This is a genomic window from Kitasatospora sp. NPDC048296 (genome assembly GCF_043201815.1).
GTDB lineage: Bacteria > Actinomycetota > Actinomycetes > Streptomycetales > Streptomycetaceae > Kitasatospora.
Map to the genome: position 1 here is coordinate 36,209 of NZ_JBICZB010000031.1, position 26,207 is coordinate 62,415.

The 26,207-nt window shown below is 72.4% G+C and carries 23 protein-coding genes; 4 read left to right on the forward strand and 19 right to left on the reverse strand.

Features of this window, described 5'->3' with window-relative positions; all coding sequences use genetic code 11:
- Positions 1-19 precede the first annotated feature (19 nt).
- The 12 genes from ACGF12_RS19910 to ACGF12_RS19965 all read right to left on the reverse strand — a co-directional run bounded on the left by ACGF12_RS19910 (position 20) and on the right by ACGF12_RS19965 (position 12,923).
- Complete coding sequence (locus tag ACGF12_RS19910; RefSeq protein ID WP_393031523.1) at positions 20-931, reverse strand: AAA family ATPase; 912 nt, start codon at positions 929-931, stop codon at positions 20-22.
- Positions 932-1,144: 213 nt separating this feature from the next.
- The gene (gene aroQ / locus ACGF12_RS19915; protein WP_393031526.1) at positions 1,145-1,573 is read right to left on the reverse strand and encodes a type II 3-dehydroquinate dehydratase; all 429 of its coding nucleotides are present in this window, start codon (positions 1,571-1,573) and stop codon (positions 1,145-1,147) included.
- Between the two features lie 8 nt (positions 1,574-1,581).
- A complete protein-coding gene (aroB, locus tag ACGF12_RS19920) occupies positions 1,582-2,673 on the reverse strand; it encodes a 3-dehydroquinate synthase (RefSeq protein ID WP_393031417.1) in 1,092 nt (363 codons plus the stop codon).
- Positions 2,666-3,187 (reverse strand): shikimate kinase, encoded by a 522-nt coding sequence (locus ACGF12_RS19925; protein ID WP_393031420.1) that lies wholly within the window; start codon positions 3,185-3,187, stop codon positions 2,666-2,668. Before ACGF12_RS19925 ends, aroB begins: the two co-directional genes overlap by 8 nt.
- Positions 3,184-4,368 carry a chorismate synthase gene (gene aroC / locus ACGF12_RS19930; RefSeq protein ID WP_393031422.1) on the reverse strand — a complete coding sequence of 395 codons (1,185 nt, stop codon included), beginning with the start codon at positions 4,366-4,368 and terminating at the stop codon, positions 3,184-3,186. Before aroC ends, ACGF12_RS19925 begins: the two co-directional genes overlap by 4 nt.
- Positions 4,369-4,532: 164 nt before the next feature.
- On the reverse strand, positions 4,533-5,363 hold the full coding sequence (locus tag ACGF12_RS19935; RefSeq protein ID WP_393031425.1) for a shikimate dehydrogenase: 831 nt from the start codon (positions 5,361-5,363) through the stop codon (positions 4,533-4,535).
- Positions 5,364-5,397: 34 nt separating this feature from the next.
- The gene (gene mltG, locus ACGF12_RS19940) at positions 5,398-7,224 is read right to left on the reverse strand and encodes an endolytic transglycosylase MltG (protein ID WP_393031428.1); all 1,827 of its coding nucleotides are present in this window, start codon (positions 7,222-7,224) and stop codon (positions 5,398-5,400) included.
- Positions 7,225-7,413: 189 nt separating this feature from the next.
- Entirely contained in the window at positions 7,414-8,670 is a 1,257-nt protein-coding gene (gene mltG, locus ACGF12_RS19945) for an endolytic transglycosylase MltG (protein ID WP_393031431.1), read from the reverse strand.
- A 186-nt stretch (positions 8,671-8,856) separates the two neighbouring features.
- On the reverse strand, positions 8,857-9,339 hold the full coding sequence (gene ruvX, locus ACGF12_RS19950; RefSeq protein ID WP_380614083.1) for a Holliday junction resolvase RuvX: 483 nt from the start codon (positions 9,337-9,339) through the stop codon (positions 8,857-8,859).
- The gene (gene alaS, locus ACGF12_RS19955; protein WP_393031435.1) at positions 9,339-12,008 is read right to left on the reverse strand and encodes an alanine--tRNA ligase; all 2,670 of its coding nucleotides are present in this window, start codon (positions 12,006-12,008) and stop codon (positions 9,339-9,341) included. Before alaS ends, ruvX begins: the two co-directional genes overlap by 1 nt.
- Complete coding sequence (locus ACGF12_RS19960) at positions 12,008-12,439, reverse strand: DUF6167 family protein (RefSeq protein WP_393031438.1); 432 nt, start codon at positions 12,437-12,439, stop codon at positions 12,008-12,010. The genes alaS and ACGF12_RS19960 overlap by 1 nt, the downstream gene beginning before the upstream one ends.
- Positions 12,440-12,443: 4 nt before the next feature.
- Complete coding sequence (locus ACGF12_RS19965) at positions 12,444-12,923, reverse strand: DUF948 domain-containing protein (RefSeq protein WP_393031441.1); 480 nt, start codon at positions 12,921-12,923, stop codon at positions 12,444-12,446.
- A 221-nt stretch (positions 12,924-13,144) separates the two neighbouring features.
- Here ACGF12_RS19965 and ACGF12_RS19970 point away from each other — a divergent pair, with 221 nt between their 5' ends.
- Complete coding sequence (locus ACGF12_RS19970; protein ID WP_393031444.1) at positions 13,145-15,358, forward strand: ATP-binding protein; 2,214 nt, start codon at positions 13,145-13,147, stop codon at positions 15,356-15,358.
- A 48-nt stretch (positions 15,359-15,406) separates the two neighbouring features.
- Positions 15,407-15,724: a tetratricopeptide repeat protein gene (locus tag ACGF12_RS19975; RefSeq protein ID WP_393031447.1), complete on the forward strand. Its 318-nt coding sequence runs from the start codon at positions 15,407-15,409 to the stop codon at positions 15,722-15,724.
- Positions 15,725-15,807: 83 nt separating this feature from the next.
- On the opposite strand, the gene rpsD is transcribed toward ACGF12_RS19975, so the two are convergent.
- The 7 genes from rpsD to ACGF12_RS20010 form a co-directional block, all read right to left on the reverse strand.
- On the reverse strand, positions 15,808-16,422 hold the full coding sequence (gene rpsD, locus ACGF12_RS19980; RefSeq protein WP_196952100.1) for a 30S ribosomal protein S4: 615 nt from the start codon (positions 16,420-16,422) through the stop codon (positions 15,808-15,810).
- Positions 16,423-16,733: 311 nt separating this feature from the next.
- Positions 16,734-18,179: a replication-associated recombination protein A gene (locus ACGF12_RS19985; protein WP_393031451.1), complete on the reverse strand. Its 1,446-nt coding sequence runs from the start codon at positions 18,177-18,179 to the stop codon at positions 16,734-16,736.
- A gap of 136 nt (positions 18,180-18,315) precedes the next feature.
- Positions 18,316-19,134 (reverse strand): polyphosphate kinase 2, encoded by an 819-nt coding sequence (ppk2, locus tag ACGF12_RS19990; RefSeq protein WP_393031454.1) that lies wholly within the window; start codon positions 19,132-19,134, stop codon positions 18,316-18,318.
- Positions 19,135-19,223: 89 nt separating this feature from the next.
- The gene (locus ACGF12_RS19995) at positions 19,224-19,754 is read right to left on the reverse strand and encodes a GNAT family N-acetyltransferase (RefSeq protein ID WP_393031457.1); all 531 of its coding nucleotides are present in this window, start codon (positions 19,752-19,754) and stop codon (positions 19,224-19,226) included.
- 95 nt (positions 19,755-19,849) lie between these two features.
- Positions 19,850-21,640 (reverse strand): aspartate--tRNA ligase, encoded by a 1,791-nt coding sequence (aspS, locus tag ACGF12_RS20000; RefSeq protein ID WP_393031460.1) that lies wholly within the window; start codon positions 21,638-21,640, stop codon positions 19,850-19,852.
- Positions 21,637-22,899 (reverse strand): histidine--tRNA ligase, encoded by a 1,263-nt coding sequence (hisS, locus tag ACGF12_RS20005; protein WP_393031463.1) that lies wholly within the window; start codon positions 22,897-22,899, stop codon positions 21,637-21,639. The genes aspS and hisS overlap by 4 nt, the downstream gene beginning before the upstream one ends.
- Before the next feature lie 11 nt (positions 22,900-22,910).
- Positions 22,911-23,618, reverse strand: coding sequence for an MBL fold metallo-hydrolase (locus ACGF12_RS20010; RefSeq protein ID WP_387624969.1), 708 nt, complete (start codon positions 23,616-23,618; stop codon positions 22,911-22,913).
- A 235-nt stretch (positions 23,619-23,853) separates the two neighbouring features.
- Between ACGF12_RS20010 and ACGF12_RS20015 the strand changes: the two genes are divergently transcribed.
- Both ACGF12_RS20015 and ACGF12_RS20020 read left to right on the forward strand, forming a co-directional pair.
- The gene (locus tag ACGF12_RS20015) at positions 23,854-24,696 is read left to right on the forward strand and encodes a peptidylprolyl isomerase (RefSeq protein ID WP_393031466.1); all 843 of its coding nucleotides are present in this window, start codon (positions 23,854-23,856) and stop codon (positions 24,694-24,696) included.
- 265 nt (positions 24,697-24,961) lie between these two features.
- On the forward strand, positions 24,962-26,191 hold the full coding sequence (locus ACGF12_RS20020) for a DUF349 domain-containing protein (protein ID WP_393031469.1): 1,230 nt from the start codon (positions 24,962-24,964) through the stop codon (positions 26,189-26,191).
- Positions 26,192-26,207 lie beyond the last annotated feature (16 nt).

Genomic DNA, 26,207 nt, shown 5'->3' on the forward strand with positions numbered 1-26,207 from the left:
AGCTCCACGACCGCGCAGGTCAGCGGACCGGCATGCCCATCAGCCGGGCCAGGATGACCCGGTCCAGCTCGGCGGCCGTACCGGCGACGTCCAGGTAGGAGTTGTCGATGATCGGCAGCCCGGAGTTGTACCAGCCGGCCATCCGCCCGTGGATCCGCGCCACCTCTTCGTCGCCGAGCCGCCGGGTGCCGCTGCGACGGGCGTTGCGGCGCAGCACCGAGTCCAGGCTGGGCAGCAGGACGACCGGGATCATGCCCGGGCCGATGTGCCGCTTCCAGCCGCCGAGGCCGATGGCCGGGCGGTCCGGGAAGACGGCGTCGTCGATGATGCAGGAGATGCCGTTGGCCAGGTAGTTGCGGCAAGCGAAGCCGCAGGTGCGGCGGGCCAGCCGGTACTGGGCCTCGGAGGCGTTGTTCCAGCCGGACTGCGGGTTGGCGAAGCCGGACTGCACCCACTCGCGGACGTCGTCCAGGCTGATGTGCGCGGTCGGGGTAGCCCGGCGCTCGGCCCAGTACCGGGCGACGGTGGTCTTGCCCGCCCCGGCGGGGCCGATCAGCAGCACGGCGATCGGCCCGGCGGGCGCGTGCCGCTGCGGCGGGTGGGCGGGGAGCTGGACGGGCGTGCCGGCGGGCAGCACGAAGTGCCCGGTGCCCCCGGCCGGAACGGGCGCGCTAGGCGCGGGCGCGGGCGCCGCGGCCGGAGCGGGCGCGGGCACAGCAGCCGGAGCGGGTGCGGGAGCAGGTGCGGGCGGCGCAGCGGGCGCGGGCGCCGCGGCCGGAGCGGGCGCGGGCACAGCAGCCGGAGCGGGTGCGGGAGCAGGTGCGGGCGGCGCAGCGGGCGCGGGTGCCTGCGCGGGTGGCGGTGCCGCGGCGGGCACCGGCCCCGGAGCGGCGGCAGGAGCAGCCGCGGGCCGGACCGTCGGCGGCGGCAGAGAAGGCGGCGGAGAAGGCGGCGGAACCGGCGCCCCCGACGAAGTCACCCCCGTACCGCCCCCCGGCGGCGCCGGCGGAGCGGCGGGACGCGGCGGGACCTGCCCACCTGCGGCGTACTGCGTCACGACACCTCCCGACCACACCTCTCACCGGGGACACTACACGGCGGCCCGGCGGCGGGCACAGTCCGCCGCCGGGCCACTGACCAGCAGTCAGCGCGAGGTGAGCTGCTCGGCCAGCGCCCGCAGCGCCAGCTCGTACGACCCGATCCCGAAGCCCGCGATGGTCCCGGAGGCCACCGCCGCGATCACCGAGTTGTGCCGGAAGGTCTCCCGGGCGTACGGGTTGGAGATGTGCACCTCGATCAGCGGCGCGGTCCGCTGCGCGGCCGCGTCCCGCATCGCGTACGAGTAGTGGGTGAACGCGCCCGGGTTGATCACCACGGGCACCTTCCCGTCGGCCGCCTCGTGCAGCCACTCCACCATCCGCTGCTCGGAGTTGGTCTCGTGCACCTCGACCTCGAAGCCGAACTCCTTGCCCAGCGCGGTGCAGCGCTCGACCAGTCCGGCGTACGAGGTGGCGCCGTAGACGTCCGGCTCGCGGCTGCCCAGCCGACCGAGGTTGGGGCCGTTGAGCACCATCACCCGGGTCACGCCGAGACCTCCGCGTACGCGGCGACCAGCAGGGACGGGTCCGGGCCCTCCAGCACGGAGGTCTTGCCGAGGCCGTCCAGGACGATGAAGCGGATCAGGTCGCCGCGCGACTTCTTGTCGATCTTCATCGCGTCCAGCAGCTTCGGCCAGGCGTCCGCCCGGTAGCTCAGCGGCAGGCCGACCGAGGCCAGCACGGTGCGGTGCCGGTCGGCCGTCTCGTCGTCCAACCGCCCGGCCAGCCGGCCGAGTTCGGCGGCGAAGACCATGCCGATGGAGATCGCCGCGCCGTGCCGCCACTTGTAGCGCTCGTTGCGCTCGATGGCGTGGCCCAGGGTGTGGCCGTAGTTGAGGATCTCCCGCCGGCCGGACTCCTTGAGGTCCCCGGAGACCACGTCGGCCTTGACCTGGATGGCGCGGCGAATGAGCTCGACGGTGTGCGGGCCGGCCGGGGTCTTCGCTCCCTCCGGGTCGGCCTCGATCAGGTCGAGGATGGCCGGGTCGGCGATGAAGCCGCACTTGATGACCTCGGCGAGGCCGGAGACGTAGTCGTGCTTGGGCACGGTCTCCAGGGTGCCGAGGTCGGCCAGCACGCCCACCGGCGGGTGGAAGGCGCCGACCATGTTCTTGCCCTCGGCGATGTTGATGCCGGTCTTGCCGCCGACGGCCGCGTCGACCATGCCGAGCAGCGTGGTGGGCATGGAGATCCAGCGCACCCCGCGCAGCCAGGTCGCGGCGACGAAGCCGGCCAGGTCGGTGGTGGCGCCGCCGCCGAGGCCGACGATGACGTCACTGCGGGTGAACCCGGTCTGCCCGAGCACCGACCAGCAGTACGCGGCGACCTCGGCGCTCTTCGCGTCCTCGGCGTTGGGCACCTGGAGCGCGATCGCCTCGTACCCCTCGCCGACCAGGTCGTCCCGGACGGCGTCGGCGGTGGCGGCCAGCGCCTCCGGGTGGATGATCGCGACCCGCTTGGCACGGCCGCCGATGAGCGGCGCCAGCTCACCGAGCAGCTGGTGCCCGATCAGCACGTCGTACGGGTCGTGGCCGGCGCTGCCGCCGACGTGGATCCTGACGATGTTGTCAGTCATGGGGGGTCTTCAGCTCCAGTGCTTCCAGTACGGCGTCCGCGACCTGCGCGGGGGTTCGGCCGGCGGTGTCGACCACGGCGGTGGCCACCTCCAGGTAGAGGGGGCGGCGGGCCTCCATCAGCTCGCGCCAGCGGGCCCGCGGGTTGACGGCCAGCAGCGGGCGCGGGGCGTCCAGGCCGACCCGCTTGACCGCGTCGCCCAGCGGGACCTCCAGGAAGACCACCGGCAGCTCGCGCAGCAGCTCACGGGTGGCCTCGGCCATCACCGCGCCGCCGCCGAGCGCCAGCACCCCGTCGTACTCGGTGGCGGCGGCCCGCACGGCGGCCGCCTCCAGCTCGCGGAAGTGCGGCTCGCCCTCGTCGATGAAGATCTCCGGGATCGGCTTGCCGGCCAGCGCCTCGATGTCGGCGTCGGTGTCCCGGAAGCCGACGCCCAGGCGCTCGGCCAGGGCCCGCCCGACGGTGGACTTGCCACTTCCGGGCGGGCCGACCAGCACCACGACGGGGTTGGTCATCGGATGATCAGGTGGTCGAGGTAGTTCTCCACGTTGCGGCGGGTCTCCGACACGTTGTCACCGCCGAACTTCTCGTTCACCGCGTCGGCCAGCACCAGCGCGACCATCGCCTCGGCGACGATCCCGGCCGCCGGCACCGCGCAGACGTCCGAGCGCTGGTGGTGCGCCTTGGCCGGCTCGCCGGTGCGCACGTCCAGGGTCTGCAGCGCCCGCGGCACGGTGGCGATCGGCTTCATCGCGGCGCGCACCCGCAGCACCTCGCCGGTGGACAGACCGCCCTCGGTGCCGCCGGAGCGGCCGGAGGTGCGCTTGACGCCCTCGGGGGTCGGGACGATCTCGTCGTGCGCCTTCGAACCCGGCACCCGGGCCAGCTCGAAGCCGTCGCCGACCTCGACGCCCTTGATCGCCTGGATGCCCATCAGCGCGGCGGCCAACCGCGCGTCCAGGCGGCGGTCCCAGTGCACGTGCGAGCCGAGGCCCACCGGCACGCCGTACGCGAGCACCTCGACCACGCCGCCGAGGGTGTCGCCGTCCTTGTGGGCCTGGTCGATCTCGGCGACCATCGCCTTCGAGGCGTCCGCGTCCAGGCAGCGCACCGGGTCGGTGTCCAGCCGGGCCTCGTCCGAGGGCAGCGGCAGCACACCGGCCGGCGCCTTGGCGGCGGCCAGCTCGACCACGTGGCTGACGATCTCGATCCCGCAGGTCTCCTTCAGGTACGAGCGGGCGACCGCGCCCAGCGCGACCCGGGCGGCCGTCTCGCGGGCGCTGGCGCGCTCCAGGATCGGCCGGGCCTCGTCGATCGAGTACTTCTGCATGCCGGCCAGGTCGGCGTGGCCGGGCCGGGGGCGGGTCAGCGCCTCGTTGCGGGCCAGACCGGCCAGCACCTCGGGGTCGACCGGGTCGGCCGACATGACCTGCTCCCACTTCGGCCACTCGGTGTTGCCGACCATGATCGCCACCGGGCTGCCCATGGTCAGACCGTGCCGGACGCCGCCGAGGAAGGTCACCTCGTCCTGCTCGAACTTCATCCGCGCCCCGCGGCCGTAACCGAGCCGGCGGCGCGCCAGCGCGTCGGCCACCATGGCGGTGGTGACCGGTACACCGGCGGGCAGGCCTTCCAGCGTCGCGACGAGTGCGGGGCCGTGCGACTCCCCCGCCGTCAGCCAGCGCAACGTACCCAACGGAGCTCCTTCATCAGCGGACCGGCCCACGGCACCGCCGCGGCCCGCCCCGGGCGTGCCTTGTGCCTGAATCCTTTCATGCCCCAGCGGCACCCGGGGTCACAGTCCGCGTGACGGACAGCAACCGGTCACCATCCGGCCGTAGGGTGGCCGCAAGCTGCGACTCAGCGCCCCGCCAACGCCTTCTCGCCCGCCTCGCGCATCGCCGCCAGCGGCCCGGGCCTGCGCCCGGTGAAGGCCTCGCTCTGCAGCACCGCCTGGTGCACCAGCAGGTCCAGCCCGCCCAGGACGGTCGCCCCGCGCTCGGCGCAGGCGGCGGCCAGCGCCGTCGGCCACGGGTGGTAGAGCACGTCGAACAGCGCCCCCGGCGCGGCGGGCAGGGCGGCCGCGAAGCCGTCCGTCGCGCCGACCGGCGTGGTGGAGACGGTCAGCGGCCGCTCCAGCGCCTCGGCCCCGCGCTCCCAGTCGGCGGTCCGGACGACGACGCCGAGCCGCTCACCCAGCTCGGCCATCTCCCGGGCCCGCTCGGCGCTGCGCACGTAGACCGTCACCTCGCCGGTGCAGATCTGGGCGAGCGCCGCCAGCGCGGAGGAGGCGGTGGCCCCGGCGCCCAGCACGGCGGCGGCGGGCACCTCGGTGATGCCGCGCTCGCGCAGCGCGTTGACCAGCCCGGGCACGTCGGTGTTGTCCCCGGTGCGCCGGCCGTCGGCGGTGAACACCACGGTGTTGACCGCGTCCACCGAGCGGGCCGTCGCGCTGACCTCGTCCAGCAGCGGGATGACCGCCCGCTTGAGCGGCATGGTCAGCGACAGCCCGGCCCACTCGGCCTCGTCCAGTCCGGCGACGAAGCCGGGCAGGCCGGCCTCGTCGATCTCGAAGTGGTCGTAGCGCCAGTCGTCCAGCCCGAGCGCCGCGAAGGCGGCCCGGTGCAGGTCCGGCGAGAGCGAGTGGGCGATCGGCGAGCCGAGGACGGCCGCCCGGTGCTTGCTGGTCAACGCTGCTTCTCCGTGCGCGGGTTACCGGTGCGGACTACTTGGTGGTGCAGTGGCCGCGGGCCTCGTCGAAGCCCTGGCCGGCCGCCAGGCAGTACTCCTTGACGTTGACGTAGTGCTCCTTGGCCGTCTCGGCGAAGCGGGTCTCGGTCGGGGACATCGCGATGAAGTACAGCCACTTGCCGTCCGCCGGGTGCAGCACCGCGTTGATCGCGTCGTCGCCGGGGTTGGAGATCGGCGTCGGCGGCAGGCCCGGGTTGAGGTAGGTGTTGTACTTGTTGGACGCGTTGTCCATGTCGCTCCTGCTGAGGTCCTTGCGGCCCAGCGAGTACTGCAGCGTGGTGTCCATGCCGAGGCGGTGGTGGGTCTCGGGCTCGTTGGCCAGGCGGTTCTGGATGGTCTTGGCCATCTTGGCGAAGTCCGCGGTGTTGTTGCCCTCGCGCTGCAGGATGCTCGCCTCGGTGATCACCTCGTAGGCGTTCTTGAGGCCCACCGAGGCGGCCTGGCCGTCCAGGTTCGCGTACTTGTCGGTGGCGTTCTTCACCATCTGCTTGAGCAGGTCCTCGGGCTTCATGCCGTCGGCGATGTTGTAGCGGGTCGGCCAGAGGAAGCCCTCGACGTTGCCCTGGGCGTACGCGGGCAGACCGAGGTCGTTGACCTGGGTCTTGGCGGCGTTCGCCGTGGTGCCCTTCTGCAGCTTCAGCTTGGCGTCGATCATTCCGTAGATCTCGGTGGAGTTCTTGCCCTCCGGGATCACGAGGGCCGCGCCACCCGCCTGGTCGAGCAGCTCCTTGAGCGCGGCGGCCGCCGACATCTCCTTCTTCATCCCGTAGAAGCCGTACTGGATGGTGCCGCACTTGGGCTCGGCGTTGCAGGCCTTGGTGAACGCGTCGACGCTCTTGACCACGCCGGCGTTCTTGAGCACGAGACCGATCTGCCCGCCGACCGCGCCCTGCTTGACCTCGACCTGGACGGAGCCGCTGCCCTCGCCGGTGAAGTCCGGCGGCGGGCCGAAGTGGTCCTGGTAGAAGCCGTAGCCCCACCAGCCGGCGCCGCCCATGGCACCGAGCAGCACCAGCGCGACCAGCAGGCAGGCGCCGCCGTTGCGGCGGCCCGCCTTCTTGCCCTTCTCCTTGCGCTTCTTCTGCGCCTCGCGCGAGTCGTCCTGCGCGCCGAGGAAGCCCTCCTCCTCGGCCTCGGCGTGCTCCTCGAGGTACCCGTCCTCCTCGTGGTGGCCGTCCTCGTGGCCGTCCCACTCCTCGACCTCGGGCTCGTGCGCCGCGCCGACCGGGTCGGCACCGGACTCCAGCGCGGCGGCCTCGGCCTCCCAGTCGATCCCGTCCGGACCGAGGCCGGAGGCGGGCGCGGCCGGCTGGGCCTGCTGCTGGAGGGGCGGCTGCTGGACCTGCTGCTGCGGCATGCCCTGCTGCTGCATCGGCATCTGCTGCTGGGCCGTCATCTGCTGGGGGTGGCCCTGCTGCATCTGCTGCATTTGCTGCATTTGCTGCATTTGCTGCTGCGGCATGCCCTGCTGCTGCATCGGCATCTGCTGCTGGGGGTAGCCCTGCTGGGGCATCTGCTGCTGGTAGCCCTCGGCCGCCATCATCTGCTGCGACGCCATCATCTGCTGGGGGTGGCCCTGCTGCGGCATCTGCTGCTCGTACCCCTGAGGGTATGCCTGCTGCTGCATCTGCTGCTGGTACGCCTGCTGCTGCACGTCACCGTACGGCTGCTGGACCTGCTGCGGGTACTGCTGCCACTGGCCGTCCTGCTGGCCGGGGACCGGCTGCTGGCCGCCGTACCCGGGATCACCGGGGTGCCACGGCTCGCCCTGGGGGCCGTAGCCCCGACCCAGATCGGTCATTGATCCCCTTAACCGACGGTGACGACCGGAGGATCGGACCGGCCGTCCGGGACGACGTCGTCCCGGCTGATTCTCGAACCGGCGTGCTAGCGCAGCGCCTGGGAGGAGACGTTACCGTACCGCAGCCGTACCCCCGCCCGAACGGGACGTACCGTCAGTGAGCGACCTCACCCTCGACACACGGGCCCGTCAGGGTGTCGCCGCGCCCGTGGCCGAGGGCGTGGCGGCGGCCGGAACGGAGGGCGTCGCGGCGGCCGTGGCCGAGGGTGTCGCGCTCGGCTTCGCCGCGGCCCGGGCCGCGTTGAACTCCGCCACGTTGCGCTGCTGCACCTCGAAGCTGTCGGTGAAGCGGGTGTCCCCCGGCTTCACGGTGACGAAGTACACCCAGTCCCCCGGCGTCGGGTCCAGGGCCGCCATGATCGCCTGCCGCCCCGGGTTGGAGATCGGCGAGGGCGGCAGCCCGGGGTGCAGGTAGGTGTTGTACGGGGAGTCCAGCTTGGTGTCGGTGACGGTGGTGTTCAGGGTCGAGCGGCCGAGCGCGTAGTTGATCGTGGAGTCCAGCTGCAGCGGCATGCCCTTGGCCAGCCGGTTGTAGATGACCCGGGCCACCTTGCCCATGTCCTCGGTGTTGTCGGCCTCGCCCTGGACCATGCTGGCCACGGTGACCAGCCCGTACAGGCTCTGGCCGAGGGTCTGCGCCACGACGTTGACGTCGTCCCGGCTGAACTCCTTGCCGGCCCGCCCGACCATCTGCTTCAGCAGGTCGAGCGCGGTGGTCCCGTCGGTGACGCTGTACGTCGCGGGGAACAGGTAGCCCTCGGGGCTGCCCTTGGCGAAGTCCGGCAGGCCCAGTTCGGCGGCCTGCTCCTGGGCGGTCTTCCGGCTGGTGCCCTCGGGCAGCTTCAGCTTCTTGTCGATCGCCGCGAAGATCTGGTAACCGCGCCAACCCTCGGGAATGGTGAGGCCGTTGGCGTTGGCCGGGTCGATCAGGACGGCCAGTGCCGCGACCGCCGACATCTTCTGCTTCAGGGTGTACGTCCCGGGCTGGATCCGCCCGGCGGCGGCCGCGCTGCCCTTCGCCGCCCTGGTGAAGGCGAGCGAGCTGGCCACCACGCCGTTGCGGACCAGCGCGGAGGCGATCTGGGCCAGGCCCGCGCCCTCCGGCACCGAGACCTGGACGCTGCCGGTGCCCTGCCCCGCGTAGTCGGCGGCGGCCAGGGGTTTGCGCTGCCCCTGGAGCCAGGTGTAGCCGGTCAGCCCGATCCCGCCGAACACCGCGATCAGCGCGAACGCGGTGAGACCGCAGGCCAGTCCGTTGCGCCGTCGGTGCGGATCCGGCGCATCGAAGCGCGGCCGGGGCGCGCCCGGGGGGCGACCCTCCGGCTCCAGTACCGGAGCACCCAGGTGTCCGGGCGTGAGCCCCGGGTGGAAGTCCTGGTCGGTCATGGCTCGCGCCCCCTCGGCGGTCCCGAATCGCTTCGAAACGGTCCGAACCGCTCCGAGTCACTCACATCGATCTGCATTGATCTGCATCGATCTGGACCGACCCGAAACGGATACGGAGTCGAACGAAAAGGGGTCCGTGCGGACGCGTCCGCACGGACCCCTCAACGGGACGTTAGAGCAGGCCGATCAGCCGACCGCCTCGACGCTCTCACCGGGCGGGCGTCCGCTCACCCGTTCGGACTCAAGGGCGGTCTGCAGGATCACCACCGCGGCGGCCTGGTCGACCACCGAGCGGCCCTTCTTCGCCTTGACCCCCGAAGCACGCAGCCCGTGGGTCGCGGTGACGGTCGACATCCGCTCGTCCACCAGCCGTACCGGCACCGGGTAGAGCCGGTTGGCCAGCCGGGCGGCGTACGCGCGGACCTTCTCCGCCGCCGGGCCCTCCTTGCCGCTGAGCGAGCGCGGCAGCCCGACGACCACCTCGATCGCGTCGTACTCCTCGACGATCGCGGCGATCCGGGCCTGCGACTTCACCCCGGCCGGGACGGTCTCCACGGGCGTGGCGAGCACCCCGTCGGGGTCGCAGGACGCGACCCCGATCCGGGCGTCGCCGACGTCGACGGCGATCCGCCGCCCACGCCGGAAGGGCCTCGGCTCCTGCTCGGTCATCAGGAGGCGCGCTCCGCGACCAGGCCGCGCACCGCGGCGATGGCCTCGCCGACCGCGGCCGGGTTGGAGCCGCCGCCCTGGGCGACGTCGTCCTTGCCGCCACCGCCGCCGCCGAGGGTCTTGGCGGCGGTCCGGACCAGCTCGCCGGCCTTGATGCCGCGGCCGCGGGCGTCCTCGTTGGTGGCGATCACGGTCAGCGGGCGGTCGTTCGCCACGGTGAACGCGGCGACCACGGCCGGGCGCGAGCCCAGCCGGCCGCGCACGTCCAGGACCAGCTTGCGCAGCTCGTCCGCACCGACGCCGTCGGCGACCTGGGCCGCGACCACGGCGATGCCGTGCACGTCCTCGGCCGAGTCGACCAGGCCGGCCGCGGCGGCCAGCACCTTCTCGGCGCGGAAGCGCTCGATCTCCTTCTCGGCGTCCTTGAGCTTGGCGAGCATGCCCGAGATCTTCTCCGGCAGCTCCTCCGGGCGGCCCTTGACCAGCTCGGTGAGCTGGGAGACCACGGTGTGCTCACGGGCCAGGAACCTGTACGCGTCGACGCCGACCAGCGCCTCCACGCGGCGCACGCCGGAGCCGATCGAGGACTCGCCGAGCAGCTTCACCAGGCCCAGCTGGGCGGTGTTGCCGACGTGCGTGCCACCGCACAGCTCCTTGGAGAAGTCGCCGATCGTGACGACCCGGACCTCGTCGCCGTACTTCTCGCCGAACATCGCGATGGCGCCGGCCTTGCGGGCCTGGTCCATCGTCATGACCTCGGCGGTGACGTCGAGCTCACGGCCCAGCACGTCGTTGATCTTCTGCTCGACGTCCACCAGCACGCTGCCCGGAACGGCGGCGGGCGAGCCGAAGTCGAACCGGAAGCGGCCCGGGGCGTTCTCGGAGCCGGCCTGGGCGGCCGTCGGGCCGAGCGCGTCGCGCAGCGCCTGGTGGGTCAGGTGGGTGGCCGAGTGGGCGCGGGCGATCGCCCGGCGGCGCTCGGTGTCGATGGTGGCGTACGCCGAGGCGCCGAGGACGACCTCGCCGAACAGCACGCCGCCCGAGTGCACGACGACGCCCGGGACGGGCTGCTGCACGTCGCGGATCTCCACCACCGCGCCGGACTCCAGCCGGATCCGGCCGTGGTCGGCGAGCTGGCCGCCGCCCTCGGCGTAGAACGGGGTGCGGTCGAGGATGATCTCGACCTCGTCGCCCTCGGAGGCGGCCGGCGAGGGAACGCCGTCGACCAGCAGGCCGACCACGGTGGCCTCGCCCTCGGTCAGGGTGTAGCCGGTGAAGACGCTGGCGCCGGACTTGTCGGCGACGTCGCGGTACGCGGCGACGTCGGCGTGGCCCATCTTCTTGGCCTTGGCGTCGGCCTTGGCGCGGTCCCGCTGCTCCTGCATCAGGCGACGGAAGCCGGCCTCGTCCACCTGGAGGCCCTGCTCCTCGGCCATCTCCAGGGTGAGGTCGATCGGGAAGCCGTAGGTGTCGTGCAGCTTGAACGCCTGCTCGCCGGAGAGCACCACGCCGCCGGACTGCTTGGTCTCGGTGACTGCGACGTCCAACAGGTTGGTGCCCGCCTTCAGGGTCTGCAGGAAGGCCGACTCCTCGCCGATGACGACCGTCTCGATGCGCTTGCGGTCGGTCTCCAGCTCGGGGTACTGCGGGGCCATCGCCTTGATCGCGACGTCGATGAGCTCCTTGGCCACCGGCTCGGTGGCGCCCAGCAGGCGCATGTTGCGGATGGCGCGGCGCAGGATGCGGCGCAGCACGTAGCCGCGGCCCTCGTTGCCGGGGGTGACGCCGTCGCCGACCAGCATCAGCGCGGTGCGGATGTGGTCGGTGACCACGCGCAGCGACACGTCCGACTTGTGGTCGGCGCCGTAGGTGTGGCCGGTCAGCTCGGCGGCGCGGTCGAGGATCATCCGGCTGGTGTCGATCTCGAAGAGGTTGTCGACGCCCTGCAGGATGGCGGCGAGGCGCTCCAGGCCGAGACCGGTGTCGATGTTCTTGCTCGGCAGGTCGCCGAGGATCTCGAACCCGTCCTTGCCGTCGCCGTGGCCGCGCTCGTACTGCATGAAGACCAGGTTCCAGATCTCCAGGTAGCGCTCGCCGTTGACGGCCGGGCCGCCCTCCTCGCCGTACGCGGGGCCGCGGTCGTAGTTGATCTCCGAGCACGGGCCGCACGGGCCGGGGACGCCCATCGACCAGAAGTTGTCCTTCATGCCGAGGCGCTGGATCCGCTCGGAGGGCACGCCGATGACGTCACGCCAGATCTGCTCGGCCTCGTCGTCGTCCTTGTAGACGGTGATCCAGAGCTTCTCCTTCTCCAGGCCGTAGCCGCCGTCCGCGACGGGAGTGGTGAGCAGCTCCCACGCGAACTTGATGGCCCCTTCCTTGAAGTAGTCGCCGAAGGAGAAGTTGCCGCACATCTGGAAGAAGGAGCCGTGCCGGGTGGTCTTCCCGACCTCCTCGATGTCCAGGGTGCGCACGCACTTCTGGACGCTGGTGGCGCGCGAGAACTGCGGCTTGACCTCGCCCAGGAAGTAGGGCTTGAACGGCACCATGCCGGCGTTGACGAGCAGCAGGGTGGGGTCGTCGGCGACCAGGGACGCCGACGGAACGACGGTGTGGCCGCGCTCCTCGAAGAAGCGCAGCCAGCGGCGGCGGATCTCAGCCGACTCCATTAGTGGTCCTTCCGGTTCGTTCCGCCCCGCGGCAGGGCTCGGCGGGGCGTCTCTTCAATGGTCTGTGGGGTGGTGCGGCCCCTACCGTCGGGCAGGGTGCGAGCGGGTGGCAGGGCGGCGGCCGGGCGACCGGGCGCCGCCGAGATAGCTCGGTACTGCGGCTCACCGCGCAGCACCCGGCGGGTGCTGCGGGGCTCGACGACGGCGGTGCCGCGCAGTCCGAGGTCGTCCTTCAGCTGCTCCTCGCGCTCGGCCATGCCGGCCCGCACGTCCTGGGCGAACTGCTTGGCGAGGTCGCCCAGGTGCAGCGCACCACGCGCGGCGGTGCCGGAGAGGCTGTCGGGGGTGAGCCGGTGAACGGCCGCGTTGGCCTTCTTCATGGCCCAGACGGTGGCGCCGGCGCCAACCGCCATCCAGAAGATGCGTGCCATGTCGTCAGCCCCTCACCACGCGCCGGACCCTGGAGAGCAGGCCGTTCCTGGGCGCGGTCGCGGCGCGCACCTCGGCCCTGATCAGCCGGGCGAGCTCCTCGCGGTCACCGGCCTGGGTCGGCACGGTCGACAGACCGCCCTGCTGCTTGGCGACGGCCTTGCGGACGCCGTAGCTGAAGGCCGCGACCTTCACCAGCGGTCCACCCAGCGTGGCGGCGACGGTGGAGGACAGCGCGTTGGCGTTGGCGGCGGCGTCCTGCACGTTGGCGGTGATCTCGTCCACCCGCTCCAGCTGCTCGTTGGCGCTGCGCACCGCGGCGCCCGCCTCGGTCAGCAGCGGCACGGCCTGTTCGGTGACGGCGGAGACCAGGACAGTGGCCTCCTTCAGCACCCGCGAGAGACGGACCAGCACCACGGCGAGCAGGGTGACCAGGACCGCCCAGAACACGGCGACGAGCAATCCGGCCAGCTCTCCCACGGACACTTCTGCGCGCTCCCTCGCCTTGCTGTTCTCCAAGCCAAACCCTATCGCGCCCACACCCGGTTTCCGGACCGGGCCGTCGACGGTGGCCTCGCCCGGGTGTGCGAACCGCGCGCGTAACCTACCGGCCGGTCACCTCGTTCTGCCAGGCGGGCCGTCGCCCGTACGGCCCGACGCACGTCCGGACCTCGACGGTCCGGGCCCGGAACAACGGGGAGCAGCGCTTGGCCGGCGACTGGAGAGCACAGCCCGCGGCGTGGCCGCGCGAGCCGGAGCCCGGCCGGCTGCCGGCCGAGGTGACCGGCTTCGTCGGGCGGCAACGGGAACTGGTCGCGCTGGCGGGCCTGCTCGCCGGCGCCCGACTGGTGACCGTGACCGGGCCCGGTGGGGTGGGCAAGAGCCGGCTCGCGCTGCGCGCCGCGGCCCGGGCGGCCGGCGCCTTCCCGGACGGCACCTGGCTGGTGGACGTGGCCCCGGTGCAGGACCCGCTGCTGCTCGGCCACGCCGTGCTGGAGGCGCTGCGACTGACCGACGGCACCGCCCGCCCGCCGCTGGACGTGCTGGGCGAGCGGCTGGCCGGGCGCCGCCTGCTGCTGGTGCTGGACGGCTGCGAGCACCTGGTGGAGGCCTGCGCCGAGCTGGCCGACGCGCTGCTGCGCGCGCTGCCCGGGCTGCGGGTGCTGGCCACCAGCCGCTCCGCTCTGCGGGCCTCGGGCGAGCACGTGCTGACCCTGGCCCCGCTGCCGGTCGACCCGCTGCCGGACAGACCGACGGGCACGCTGCCGGACGCGGTGCGGCTGTTCGCCGACCGGGCCCGGGCGGTGCTGCCCTCCTTCGAGGTGACCGCGGCCAACGCGGAGGCGGTCGGCCTGCTCTGCCGCCGGCTGGACGGCATCCCGCTGGCCGTGGAGCTGGCGGCCGGGCGGCTGCGGGCGCTGTCGGTGGAGCAGATCACCGCCCGGTTGAACGACCGGTTCCGGCTGCTCACCGGGGGCAGCCGAACGGCGCTGCCCAGACACCAGACCATGCGCACCACGATCGGCTGGAGCCACGAGCTCTGCACAGCGCAGGAACGTTTACTCTGGGCCCGCCTGTCGATCTTCGCCGGCAGCTTCGACCTGGAGGCCGCCGAGTACATCTGCGCCGGCGACGGCATCGAGCCCGAGGACGTACTCGACCTGCTCGACGAACTCATCGCCAAGTCCGTCGTCCTGCGCGAGGACAGCACCTTCGGCGTCCGCTTCCGCCTGCTGGACACCCTGCGCGAGTACGGCGGCCACTGGCTGCGCGCCGCCGGCGAGGAGCCGCGGCTGCTGCGCCGCCACCGGGACTGGTACCTGGGCGTCGCCACCTGGGGCGAGGTCGAGTGGTTCGGCCCCCGGCAGGCCGAGACCGCCGAACGCACCGGGCTCGCCCACACCAACCTGCGGGCCGCGCTGGAGTTCTGCCTCGCCGAGCCCGGTGAGGAGCAGATCGCCCTGCTGCTGGCCGGCACCCTGTGGTTCTACTGGGTCGGCTGCGGCCACCTCGGCGAGGGCCGGCACTGGCTGGACCGGGCGCTCACCCTGGACCGCGAACCCACCGAGGCCCGCGCCAAGGCCCTCTGGGTGACCGGTTACATGGCCACCCTGCAGGGCGACCTCGGCGCCGCCCGTCCGGCTCTGGAGGAGTGCCGCCGCCAGGCCCTGGACACCGGCGACGACCGGGCCCTCGCCTACGCCGTCCACCGCCAGGGCTGCGCCGCCCTGATCGGCGACGACCCGGAGCGCGCCGCCGAGCTGTTCGAGGAGGCGCTCTGGCACTACCGGACCATCGGCGAGCTCAACAGCAACGTCGTGATGGGCATGATCGAGCTGGGCCTCGCCTACCTGTTCCAGGGCGACCAGGACAGCGGCGAGCTCTGGTTCGGCCAGGCCCGCGAGGTGTGTGAGGAGCACGGCGAGCAGTGGGCGTACGCCTACGTGCTGTACGCGTCGGCGTACTCGCACTACCTGGACGGCGCGGTCCGGTCGGCCCGCGCCCTGGCCCGGGAGTGCGTGCGGCTGAACCACCTCTTCCACGACCTGCTCGGCATCGTGCTGGGGATCGACCTGCTGGCGCTGCTGGAGACCGAGCCGGCCGGCCCGGGCGAGCCCGCCGACCTGTGCGAGGCCCGGGTGCTGCAGGGCGCCGCGCACCGGATCTGGCGGACTGTCGGCAACCCCTTCCTGGGCTCGCGCTCCTTCTTCGGCACCCACCAGGAGTGCGCCGAGCGGGCCCGGGCCGGGCTGACCGAGCAGGAGTACGAGGAGTACTACCAGGCCGGCACCCGGCTGGACCTGGACGCCGCCGTCTCCCGGGCGCTCGGCGGCGGGGGCTCGGCGGACGGCCCGGAGCCGGGCCCCCGCCCCTGCTCGGCGCCGCCCGCGCCGGCGCCCTCGCCGGTGCGGAATAGCTGAAACTTGCCGATTGCTTGAGGAGGCAAGGAACTACCCGGAAGGAGCACCATGGCCCTCCACGACGAGTACCGCCTCGCGAACTTCTACTTCGAGTCCAAGGCGTACGCCGATGCCGCCCGCATGCTCGAAGGCGTGCTGACCGAGGAGCCGGCCAGCCTCTCCGTCCGGCTGCTGCTGGCCCGCAGCTACTACCACTCCGCCCAGCTCGGCCGCGCCGAGGCCGAACTGCGCCGGATCCTCGACCTCGACCCGGCCGAGGACTACGCCCGGCTGCTGCTCGGCCGCACCCTGGAGCGCCAGGGCCGCGCCGAGGAGGCCCGCCCGCACCTGCGGCTGGCCGCCGCGATGACCGGCGAGAGCGTCTGACCGCACCGAGCAGCGAGCCCCCGCCGCCTCGAAAGGCGACGGGGGCTCGCTGTGGTTTCGCGAACTGCGGAACCGAGCGCGGGTCAGCGCGAGTAGTACTCGACGACCAGCTGCTCGTCACAGATCACCGGGACCTCCTTGCGCTGCGGCGCACGGTCCAGGCGGAAGGCCAGGGCCTTCAGGTTGACCTCGAGGTACTTCGGGGTCTGGCCCTCACCCGCGTAGCCACCCTCACGGGCGACCTGGAAGGGGACCTTCTCCTTGCTGCGCTCGCGGACGGTGACCACGAAGCCCGGCTTCATCTGGAACGACGGCTTGTTGACCTTGCCACCGTTGACCTCGATGTGGCCGTGGACGACCATCTGGCGGGCCTGGTAGATGGTGCGGGCGATGCCCGAACGCAGCACCAGCGAGTCCAGACGGGTCTCCAGCTCGGCGACGAGCGCCTCACCGGTCTTGCCCTCGGCCTTCTTGGCGCGGTCGAACGCGCGCGACAGCTGCTTCTCGCTCAGGTCGTACTGGGCGCGAAGACGCTGCTTCTCGAGCAGACGGACCTTGTAGTCCGAGTTCTGCTTGCGGCCACGGCCGTGCTGGCCGGGCGGGTACGGGCGGGCCTCGAAGTACTTGACGGACTTCGGGGTCAGCGGCACGCCGAGCGCACGCGCGATCTTGACCTTGGGACGCTTCTGGTTCGCCATGAACCAAACCTTCCTTGCTTACGAATACGGCTTTCACCAGGTGTTGACGGAGGTCGCATGTCGCGACCCGGAGAAAACCCCGACGCATGCGCGAAGGGATCAGCCGCTCTCCGGAGCCGGGCACGAAAGTGCTGGTCACACGAAGGGCCCGGAAGCCGGGCCGTCCGCGACACCGAAAACGGTGCGCGACGCTCCTGGTGCGGGCCTCCTGACGGAGGCCTACGGCCAGTGCCCCGCTGGTGCGGCCGGTCGGTGGGGTCTCCCCCGCCGCCGTCCCGGGACATGGCACTCCGACGAAGTATACCGCCGGCTCAGTCGCCCTTTTCCCCGGGCTGCCGATCGGTCTCCTTCTCGGTCCTGTCGGCCGTGTCGGCCTGCTCCACCTTCTCCGCCTTCCGCTCCACCCTGCGTTCCCCCCGCAGCCGCCCGCGCGTCCACTCCACGGTGTCCGCGTACCGGACCTCGCCGCCGCGCCGGTTCGGCCGGTAGTACTCCCTGCCGTGCACCGCGTCCGGCGCGTACTGCTGAGCCGCGATGCCCTCCGGCAGGTCGTGCGGGTACTGGTAGCCCTTGCCGTGGCCGAGCTTGCCCGCACCGCCGTAGTGGGCGTCCCGCAGGTGCGGCGGCACCGCGCCCGCCAGGCCCTGCCGGACGTCCGCCAGCGCCGCGTCGATCGCCAGGTAGGCCGAGTTGGACTTCGGCGCCAGCGCCAGCGCGATCGCGGCCTGGGACAGGATGATCCGGGCCTCCGGGAAGCCGATCAGCGCCACCGCCTGGGCCGCCGCCACCGCCGTCTGCAGCGCCGTCGGGTCCGCCAGGCCGACGTCCTCGCTGGCCGAGATCATCAGCCGCCGGGCGATGAACCGCGGGTCCTCCCCCGCCTCGATCATCCGGGCCAGGTAGTGCAGGGTGGCGTCCACGTCGCTGCCGCGGATCGACTTGATCAGCGCGCTGGCCACGTCGTAGTGCTGGTCGCCGTCCTTGTCGTAGCGCACCGCCGCCTGGTTGACGGCGGTCTCGGTGGTGGCCAGCGTGATGCTCGCCTCGCCCTTCTCCAGCGCCGCCCCGGCCGCCGCCTCCAGCGTGGTGAGCGCCCGCCGGGCGTCCCCGCCGGCCAGCCGCACCAGGTGGTCCTCGGCCTCCGCGGTCAGCTCCAGGGCGCCCTCCAGGCCGCGCTCGTCGGCCACCGCGCGGCGCAGCAGCGCCCGGATGTCCTCGTCGGTCAGCGACTCCAGGGTGAGCAGCAGCGAGCGGGACAGCAGCGGGGAGATCACCGAGAAGTACGGGTTCTCGGTGGTCGCCGCGATCAGGGTGACCCAGCGGTTCTCCACGGCCGGCAGCAGCGAGTCCTGCTGGGCCTTGGAGAAGCGGTGGATCTCGTCCAGGAAGAGCACCGTCTCCCGGCCGGACATGCCGACCGCCCGCCGGGCGCCGTCGATCACCGCCCGGACCTCCTTGACCCCGGCGGTGATCGCGGACAGCTCGACGAAGCGGCCCTCCACGGCCTGGCTGATCACATGGGCGAGAGTGGTCTTGCCGGTGCCGGGCGGCCCCCAGAGGATCACCGAGCTGGTGGCCGCCGGCCCGCGCGAGTTCGCGACCAGCCGCCGCAGCGGGGACCCGGGCTTCAGCAGCTGCCGCTGCCCGGCCACCTCGTCCAGGGTGCGCGGGCGCATGCGTACGGCCAGGGGCGCCCGCCCGGGCTCCTTGCTCTGGCGTTCCTCGGCGGCGGCGGTGAAGAGGTCCGGTTCGTCCACACCGGAAGCCTAGTTGAGGCGACCGACAGCCCTGTCCCTGCAGGGCTCGCCGGTCCGGCGGCACGGCCTCGGACTCCTCCGGCCGCCCGGGCGCCCCGCCGGGCCGTCCTCGACAGCAGCGCCCGGCGCGCCCTGTCTACTCCAGTCCGGCAGCGTGATCCGGAACGTACTTCTGCAGATCGCGCGGGGGCCGCTGGTAGCCGCGCGGGGCCGGGCGGGGCGGCAGCTCGATCCTGGGCGGGGTGATCTCGTGGTACGGCACGGTGGAGAGCAGATGGGCGATCATGTTGATCCGGGCCCGGCGCTTGTCGTCGCTCTCCACCACGTGCCAGGGCGAGTCCGGGGTGTCGGTGTGCAGGAACATCTCGTCCTTGGCGCGCGAGTAGTCCTCCCAGTGCTCGATGGACTCGACGTCCATCGGGGAGAGCTTCCAGCGCTTCATCGGGTCCTCCAGCCGGTCCCGGAACCGCCGCTCCTGCTCCGTGTCGCTCACCGAGAACCAGTACTTGCGCAGCAGGATGCCCGCCTCGATCAGCATCTGCTCGAAGGTCGGGCACTGGTGCAGGAACTGCCAGTACTCCTCGTCGGTGCAGAAGCCCATAACCCGCTCGACCCCGGCCCGGTTGTACCAGCTGCGGTCGAACAGCACGATCTCCCCGGCCGCCGGCAGCTGGTCGACGTACCGCTGGAAGTACCACTGGGTCTTCTGCCGCTCGGTCGGGGTGGGAAGCGCCACGACCCTGGCGATGCGCGGGTTCAGGTACTCCGTCACCCGCTTGATCGCGCCGCCCTTGCCGGCCGCGTCCCGCCCCTCGAAGACCACCACCACGCGGGCCCCCTCGACCCGCACCCACTCCTGGAGCTTCACCAACTCCTGCTGCAGCCGCAGCAGCTCCCGCTCGTACGGCCTCCTCGCCAGTCGCTCCGGGTTCGCGGCCCGCTCCTCGGTGGTCACCCTCGGGTCCTCCGTCCGACTGCTGCTGATGACCCTTCACCGTAGGCGCAGAACGGTGGCCTCGCAGGTCGGCGGAGCGAAAAGGGCGATCAGACCCCGACGAAGGGCTCCGGGTAGCGACACAGCCCGCGCGGACCGCCGTCGTACGCCGCCAGCGGCAGCACCTGGAAGTACGCGTCCGGCACCTCGAACGGGCCGGTGACCTCGTGCCGCCCGGCCGGGGTGAAGCCGAACCTGCCGTAGTAGTCCGGATCGCCGAGGACGACCACCAGCTTCTCCCCCGCCTCCTCGGCCGCCGACAGCGCGGCCCGGACGACGAGTTCGCCGACGCCCTTGCGCTGCCACTCCGGCGCGACCGCGACCGGCGCGAGCGCCAGCGCGTTGCCGGCGCCGCCACCGCCGTCGCCGACCCGCAGCCGGGTCAGCAGGGCGTGTCCGATCACCAGCCCGCCCTCGTCCACGGCGACCACCGACAGGCCGGGCAGCCAGGCCGGATCGCGGCGCAGCGCGTCCACCAGGTCCGCCTCGTCCGGGCCGGGGAACGCGGCCATGTGGACCCGTCTGGTCGCCGGGGCGTCCTGCGGGCTTTCGACCCTCGTGGTGACCTGAGTGACCTGCATGAGTCAACCCTCCCTGTGTCACACGTCGTTGTGGACCGGCCCCGGACGGTGGGTGGACCGTCCGGGGCCGTTGAAGGTTAGCCGATGACGCCGTGTCAGCCCTTGGGCTGCGCCTCCGACTTGGCGTCCTCGCGGACCTTCGGCTGGGCGTCGACGCCGGCCTCGCGGCGCTGCGCCGGGGTGATCGGGGTCGGGGCGCCGGTCAGCGGGTCACCGCCGGTGGACGTCTTCGGGAAGGCGATGACGTCGCGGATGGTGTCGTACCCGCCCAGCAGGGTGACGATCCGGTCGAGGCCGAAGGCGACACCACCGTGCGGCGGCGGGCCGTAGTTGAAGGCGTCCAGCAGGAAGCCGAACTGCGAGGCCGCCTCCTCCTCGGAGAGGCCGATCGCGTCGAACGCCCGCTTCTGGACCTCGCGCTGGTGGATACGGATCGAACCGCCGCCCAGCTCCGAGCCGTTGAGGACCAGGTCGTAGGCGTTGGACAGGGCCGCGCCCGGGTCGGTGTCGAAGGTGGCCAGCGACTCCGCGGTCGGGGCGGTGAACGGGTGGTGCACCGCGTGCCAGCCCTGGAACGCGCCCTTGTCGTCCTCGATCGGCTCGAACATCGGGAAGTCGACGACCCAGAGGAAGGCCCACTTGGACTCGTCGATCAGCTCGCAGCGGCGGCCGATCTCCAGACGGGCGGCGCCCAGCAGCTCCTGCGAGGCGCGCTCCTTGCCGGCGGCGAAGAAGACCGCGTCGCCGTTCTTGGCACCGGCCGCGGCGGCGAGGCCGGCCAGGTGCTCCTCGGAGAGGTTCTTGGCGACCGGGCCGCGCAGCTCGCCGGTCTCGGCGTCGATCAGCACGTAGGCGAGGCCCTTGGCGCCGCGCGCCTTGGCCCAGTCCTGCCAGGCGTCCAGCTGCTTGCGCGGCTGCGAGGCGCCGCCCGGCATGACCACGGCGCCGACGTACGGGGCCTGGAAGACGCGGAACTCGGTGCCCTTGAAGTACTCGGTGAGGTCGGTGAGTTCCTGGCCGAAGCGGACGTCCGGCTTGTCGGAGCCGTAGCGGCCCATCGCGTCCGCGTAGGTCATCCGCGGCAGCGGGTTGGGGATCTCGTACCCGTGCACCTCGCGCCAGACGGCGCCGATGATCTTCTCGCCGAGGGCCAGGATGTCCTCCTGGTCGACGAACGAGGCCTCGATGTCCAGCTGGGTGAACTCCGGCTGGCGGTCGGCGCGGAAGTCCTCGTCGCGGAAGCAGCGGGCGATCTGGTAGTAGCGCTCCATGCCGGCCACCATCAGCAGCTGCTTGAACAGCTGGGGCGACTGCGGCAGCGCGTACCAGTGGCCGGGCTGCAGGCGGACCGGGACGAGGAAGTCGCGGGCGCCCTCGGGGGTGGAGCGGGTGAGGTACGGCGTCTCGATGTCGAGGAAGTCGTTCTCCTCCATCACCCGGCGGATGATGTTGTTGACCTTGGAGCGCAGCCGCAGGCCCTTGGCCGGGCCCTCGCGGCGCAGGTCCAGGTAGCGGTAGCGCAGCCGGACCTCCTCGTTGACCGTGCCCGGCTCGTACTCGGCGACCGGGAACGGCAGCGGGGCGGCCTCGGAGAGCACCTCGATCCCGCTGACGACGACCTCGACGGCGCCGGTCGGGATCTCCGGGTTCTCGTTGCCCTCGGGGCGGACCCGGACGTCGCCGACGACCTTGACGCAGTACTCGGCGCGAAGGCCGTGCACCGAGTCCAGGTCGCGGACCACGATCTGCACGGTGCCGGAGGCGTCGCGCAGGTCGATGAAGGCCACGCCGCCGTGGTCGCGGCGGCGGGCGACCCAGCCGGCCAGGGTGACGGTGGTGCCTGCGTGCTCCGGGCGGAGCGTGCCCGCGTCGTGCGTGCGGATCACAGCTGCTTCTCCTTCAGGGTGGTGACGAGTGCGTCGAGGGCGACGGGGGTCTGCTCGCCGGTGCTCATGTCCTTGAGCTGGACGACGCCCTCGGCGAGGTCCCGGTCACCGGCGATCAGGGCGAAGCGGGCGCCGGACCGGTCGGCGGACTTCATGGCGTTCTTGATGGTCTTGACGCCGAAGGCGAGGTCGGTGGCGACGCCGGCCCGGCGCAGCTCGACCACCTTGGCGAACAGGACGTTCTTGGCCTCCTCGCCGAGCGCGACGGCGAAGACCGAGGTGGCGGCCGGCAGGTCGAGGACGACGCCCTCGGCCTCCAACGCCAGGTAGGTACGGTCCACGCCGAGGGCCCAGCCGACGGACGGCAGCGCCGGGCCGCCGATCATCTCGGACAGGCCGTCGTAGCGGCCGCCGCCGCCGATCGCGGACTGGGCACCGAGGCCGTTGTGCACGAACTCGAAGGTGGTGCGGGTGTAGTAGTCCAGACCGCGGACCAGCTTCGGGTCGTCGACGAAGGCCACGCCGTTGGCGGTGAGCAGCTCGCGGACCTTCTCGTCGTACGCCTTGCAGTCCTCGCACAGGAAGTCGCGCAGCATCGGGGCGCCGACCAGCTGCTCCTGCACCGACTCGCGCTTGTCGTCCAGGACGCGCAGCGGGTTGATCTCGGCGCGGCGGCGGGTCTCCTCGTCGAGGTCCAGGCCGGACAGGAACTCGATCAGGGCGGTGCGGTAGACCGGGCGGCACTGCTTGTCGCCGAGGCTGTTGAGCAGCAGCGAGTAGTTGCTCAGGCCCAGCGAGCGGAAGGCGTCGTCGGCCAGGATGATCAGCTCGGCGTCCAGCGCCGGGTCCTCGGCGCCGATCGCCTCGGCGCCGATCTGGGAGAACTGGCGGTAGCGGCCGGCCTGCGGGCGCTCGTAGCGGTAGTACGAGCCGGAGTACCAGAGCTTGACCGGCAGGTTGCCCGCCTTGTGCAGGTTGGCCTGGAGCGCGGCGCGCAGCACCGAGGCGGTGCCCTCGGGGCGCAGCGCGAGGTCCTCCTTGCCGCGCTTGGTGAGGGAGAACATCTCCTTGGTGACGATGTCGGTGGACTCGCCGACACCGCGCGAGAACAGCTTCACGTCCTCGAAGACCGGGGTCTCGATGTAGCCGTAACCGGCCCGGCGGGCGGGCGCGGCGATGCGCTCGCGGATCGCCAGGAAGGTCGCGGAGCTGGGGGGCAGCAGGTCGTAGGTGCCCTTGGGGGCGGTGAAGGTGCTCAACTTCTCTTCCGTCACATTCCTCGTCGCGGGAAAGCCGGGGCGCCGGCCGCCCCCGCTGCCTGTCGGAGGTAGGGGTTGGTGGCGCGCTCGCGGCCGATGGTGGTCTGACCGCCGTGGCCGGAGAGGACCACGGTGGAATCGTCGAGGGGCAGGCACACCCGGGCCAGCGAGCTCATGATCGCCTCGCTGTCCCCGCCCGGGAGGTCGGTACGCCCGATGGAGCCGGCGAACAGCAGGTCGCCCGAGAACAGCACCGGGGGGAGGTCCTCGGCACCGGGCGTCCGGAAGGTCACCGACCCCCCGGTATGGCCCGGGGCGTGGTCCACGGTCAGCTTCAGGCCGGCCAGCTCCAGCACGCTGCCGTCGGTGAGCTCGCGCACGTCGTCGGGCTCGCCGACGGTGAGCTCGCCCATCAGCTGGGTGCCCAGGGAGCGGCCGAGCGCCTTCTCCGGGTCGGCCATCATGTACCGGTCCTCGGGGTGGATCCAGGCCGGGACGCCGCGGGCGCCGCAGACCGGGACCACCGAGGCGACGTGGTCGATGTGGCCGTGGGTGAGCAGCACGGCGACGGGCTTCAGCCGGTGCTCGCGGACGAGCTCCTCGACGCCGCGGGCGGCCTGGTGGCCGGGGTCGACGATGACGCACTCCTCGCCCGCCGCCGGCGCGACCAGGTAGCAGTTGGTGCCCCAGGCTCCAGCGGGGAATCCGGCGATGAACACGCGCGTCCTTCGGGTGTGCGGCGACAGGCTGCGATGGCTACCAGTAGTGATGTGTAAGGGCAGCCTACCGGCGGGCCGGGTCCGGTTGCGAACCAGATCACGGTGGCGGGCCGGGCCGTCGGGGCGGTTCACCGTGTTCTTACGGGCCCGGTCCCTACACTTGGCCGCCGATGGATGCGATGATCCGCTTCGGAATCCATCCACTCTTTCCGCACATCCTCAGGAGACACGGCCGGTGGTCAGCAGCGAACAGCGGCGGCGGCAGCTCGCCCGCGAGAAATTCGAGCGCCAGGAGAAGCGCCGCGCCGAGGCGGCGGCCGCCCGCAAGCGCCGCAACACGATCATGGGCACCTCGCTCGCCGTCGTGGTGCTGGCCGGCGGCGGCACGCTGTTCGCCACCGGCGCGTTCGACTCGGACAAGGCGACTTCGGCCGCCTCCTCCCCCCAGGCCGCGCCGACCCAGGCCACCCCCACCCAGCCGGCCGCCCCGACCCGCAAGCCGGTCGACGGCTGCGCCGCCCCGGCGCCGGGCGCGCCCAACGGCAAGCAGTTCAAGACCGAGCCGGCCATGACGATCGACCCGAGCGGCTCGTACACCATGGCGCTGGACACCAACTGCGGCAAGGTGACGGTCGCGCTGGACGCGGCCAAGGCCCCGCACACCGTGAACTCCTTCGCCTTCCTGGCCGGTGAGCAGTTCTTCGACCACACCAAGTGCCACCGCCTCACCACCGACGGCATCTTCGTGCTCCAGTGCGGGGACCCGACCGCCAGCGCGACCGTCCCGGGCGGCATGGGCGGCCCCGGCTACAAGTTCAAGGACGAGAACCTGACCGGCGCCGCCTACCCGGCGGGCACCGTGGCGATGGCCAACTCCGGCCCGGACACCAACGGCAGCCAGTTCTTCCTGGTCTACAAGGACACCCAGCTGCCCCCGAACTACATCCCCTTCGGCAAAATCACCGGCGGCCTGGACGTGGTCCAGAAGATCGCCGCCGCGGGCACCCTGGAGGGTTCTTCGGACGGCCACCCGATGGCCGACGTCACCTTCAACTCGGTTACCGTGTCGAAGGGTTGACAGACCCCGAGGTCTTCGGCGGCGGGCGCCCGGGGGCGCCCCCGCCGGGCCCCGGAACGAAATCGCCCGGCCCGGATGCGGACAGCACCGGGCCTGGTCGCCTATGTTGGCGTTGTATAGGGTGCCCGGACCCGCCCAGCCGTCACCCGCGGCAGCAAGGCACGGCGGACGGGGACGGCGGACTCATCGGTCCGCCGCACATCAACTGTGGACGACGGACGCGCGCCGCCCCGGCGCGGGCGCGACGTCATGTGGAGGACGCGCTATGAGCAGCGACCCGTGGGGCCGTGTGGACGAGCAGGGCACGGTGTACGTCAGGACGGCCGACGGCGAACGCGTCGTGGGTTCCTGGCAGGCCGGCTCGCCCGAGGAGGCCCTCGCCTACTTCGAGCGCAAGTACCAGGGCATCGAGGTGGAGATCGGCCTGCTGGAGAAGCGGGTGCGCACCACCGACCTGGCCGCCAAGGACGCCCAGACCGCGCTGGAGCACCTCCGCGCGCAGGTGACCGAGGGGCACGCGGTGGGGGACCTGGACGCGCTGGCCAAGCGGCTGGACACGCTCGCCGGTGAGATCGAGAGCCGGCGGGAGGAGCGCAAGGCCGCCCGCGCCAAGGCCCAGGACGAGACCCGCTCCGCCAAGGAGGCCCTGGTCGCCGAGGCCGAGCAGCTCGCCGAGTCCACCCAGTGGCGGGAGGCCGGGGACCGGCTGCGCGCCCTGGTGGAGACCTGGAAGGGCCTGCCGCGGCTGGACCGCAAGAGCGACGACGAGCTGTGGCACCGCTTCTCGCACGCCCGCTCGGTCTTCTCCAAGCACCGCAAGGCGCACTTCGCCACCCTGGACGCCGAGCGCGACCACGCCCGGCAGACCAAGGAGGCGCTGGTCACCGAGGCCGAGGCGCTGTCCTCGTCCACCGACTGGGGCAGCACCGCGGCCGCCTACCGCGACCTGATGGCGCGCTGGAAGGCCGCCGGCCGGGCGCAGCGGGACGTCGAGGACGAGCTGTGGGCGCGGTTCCGCGGCGCGCAGGACGTCTTCTTCCAGGCCCGTTCCGCGGTGTTCAGCGAGCGGGACGCCGAGCAGGTGGGCAACCAGAAGCTCAAGGAGGCGCTGGCCGCCGAGGCCGAGGCGATCCTGCCGATCACCGACCTGAAGGCCGCCAAGGCCGCGCTGCGCGACGTCAACGAGCGCTGGGAGGCGATCGGGCACGTGCCGCGCGACGTCCGTCCGAAGCTGGACGGCCGGCTGAACGCGGTCGAGCGGGCGATCCGCGAGGCCGAGGACGCCGAGTGGAAGCGCTCCAACCCGGAGGCCAAGGCCCGCGCGGCCGGCATGGTGGGCCTGTTCCAGGCGAAGGCCGACAAGCTGCAGGCCGACCTGGACAAGGCCCGCGCGGCCGGCAACGCCTCCAGGGCCGCCAAGCTGGAGTCCGAGCTGGCGGGCGTGCAGACGCTGCTGGAGCAGGCGCACAAGAGCCAGGACGAGTTCAGCGGCTGATCCCAGCCGACTGAAC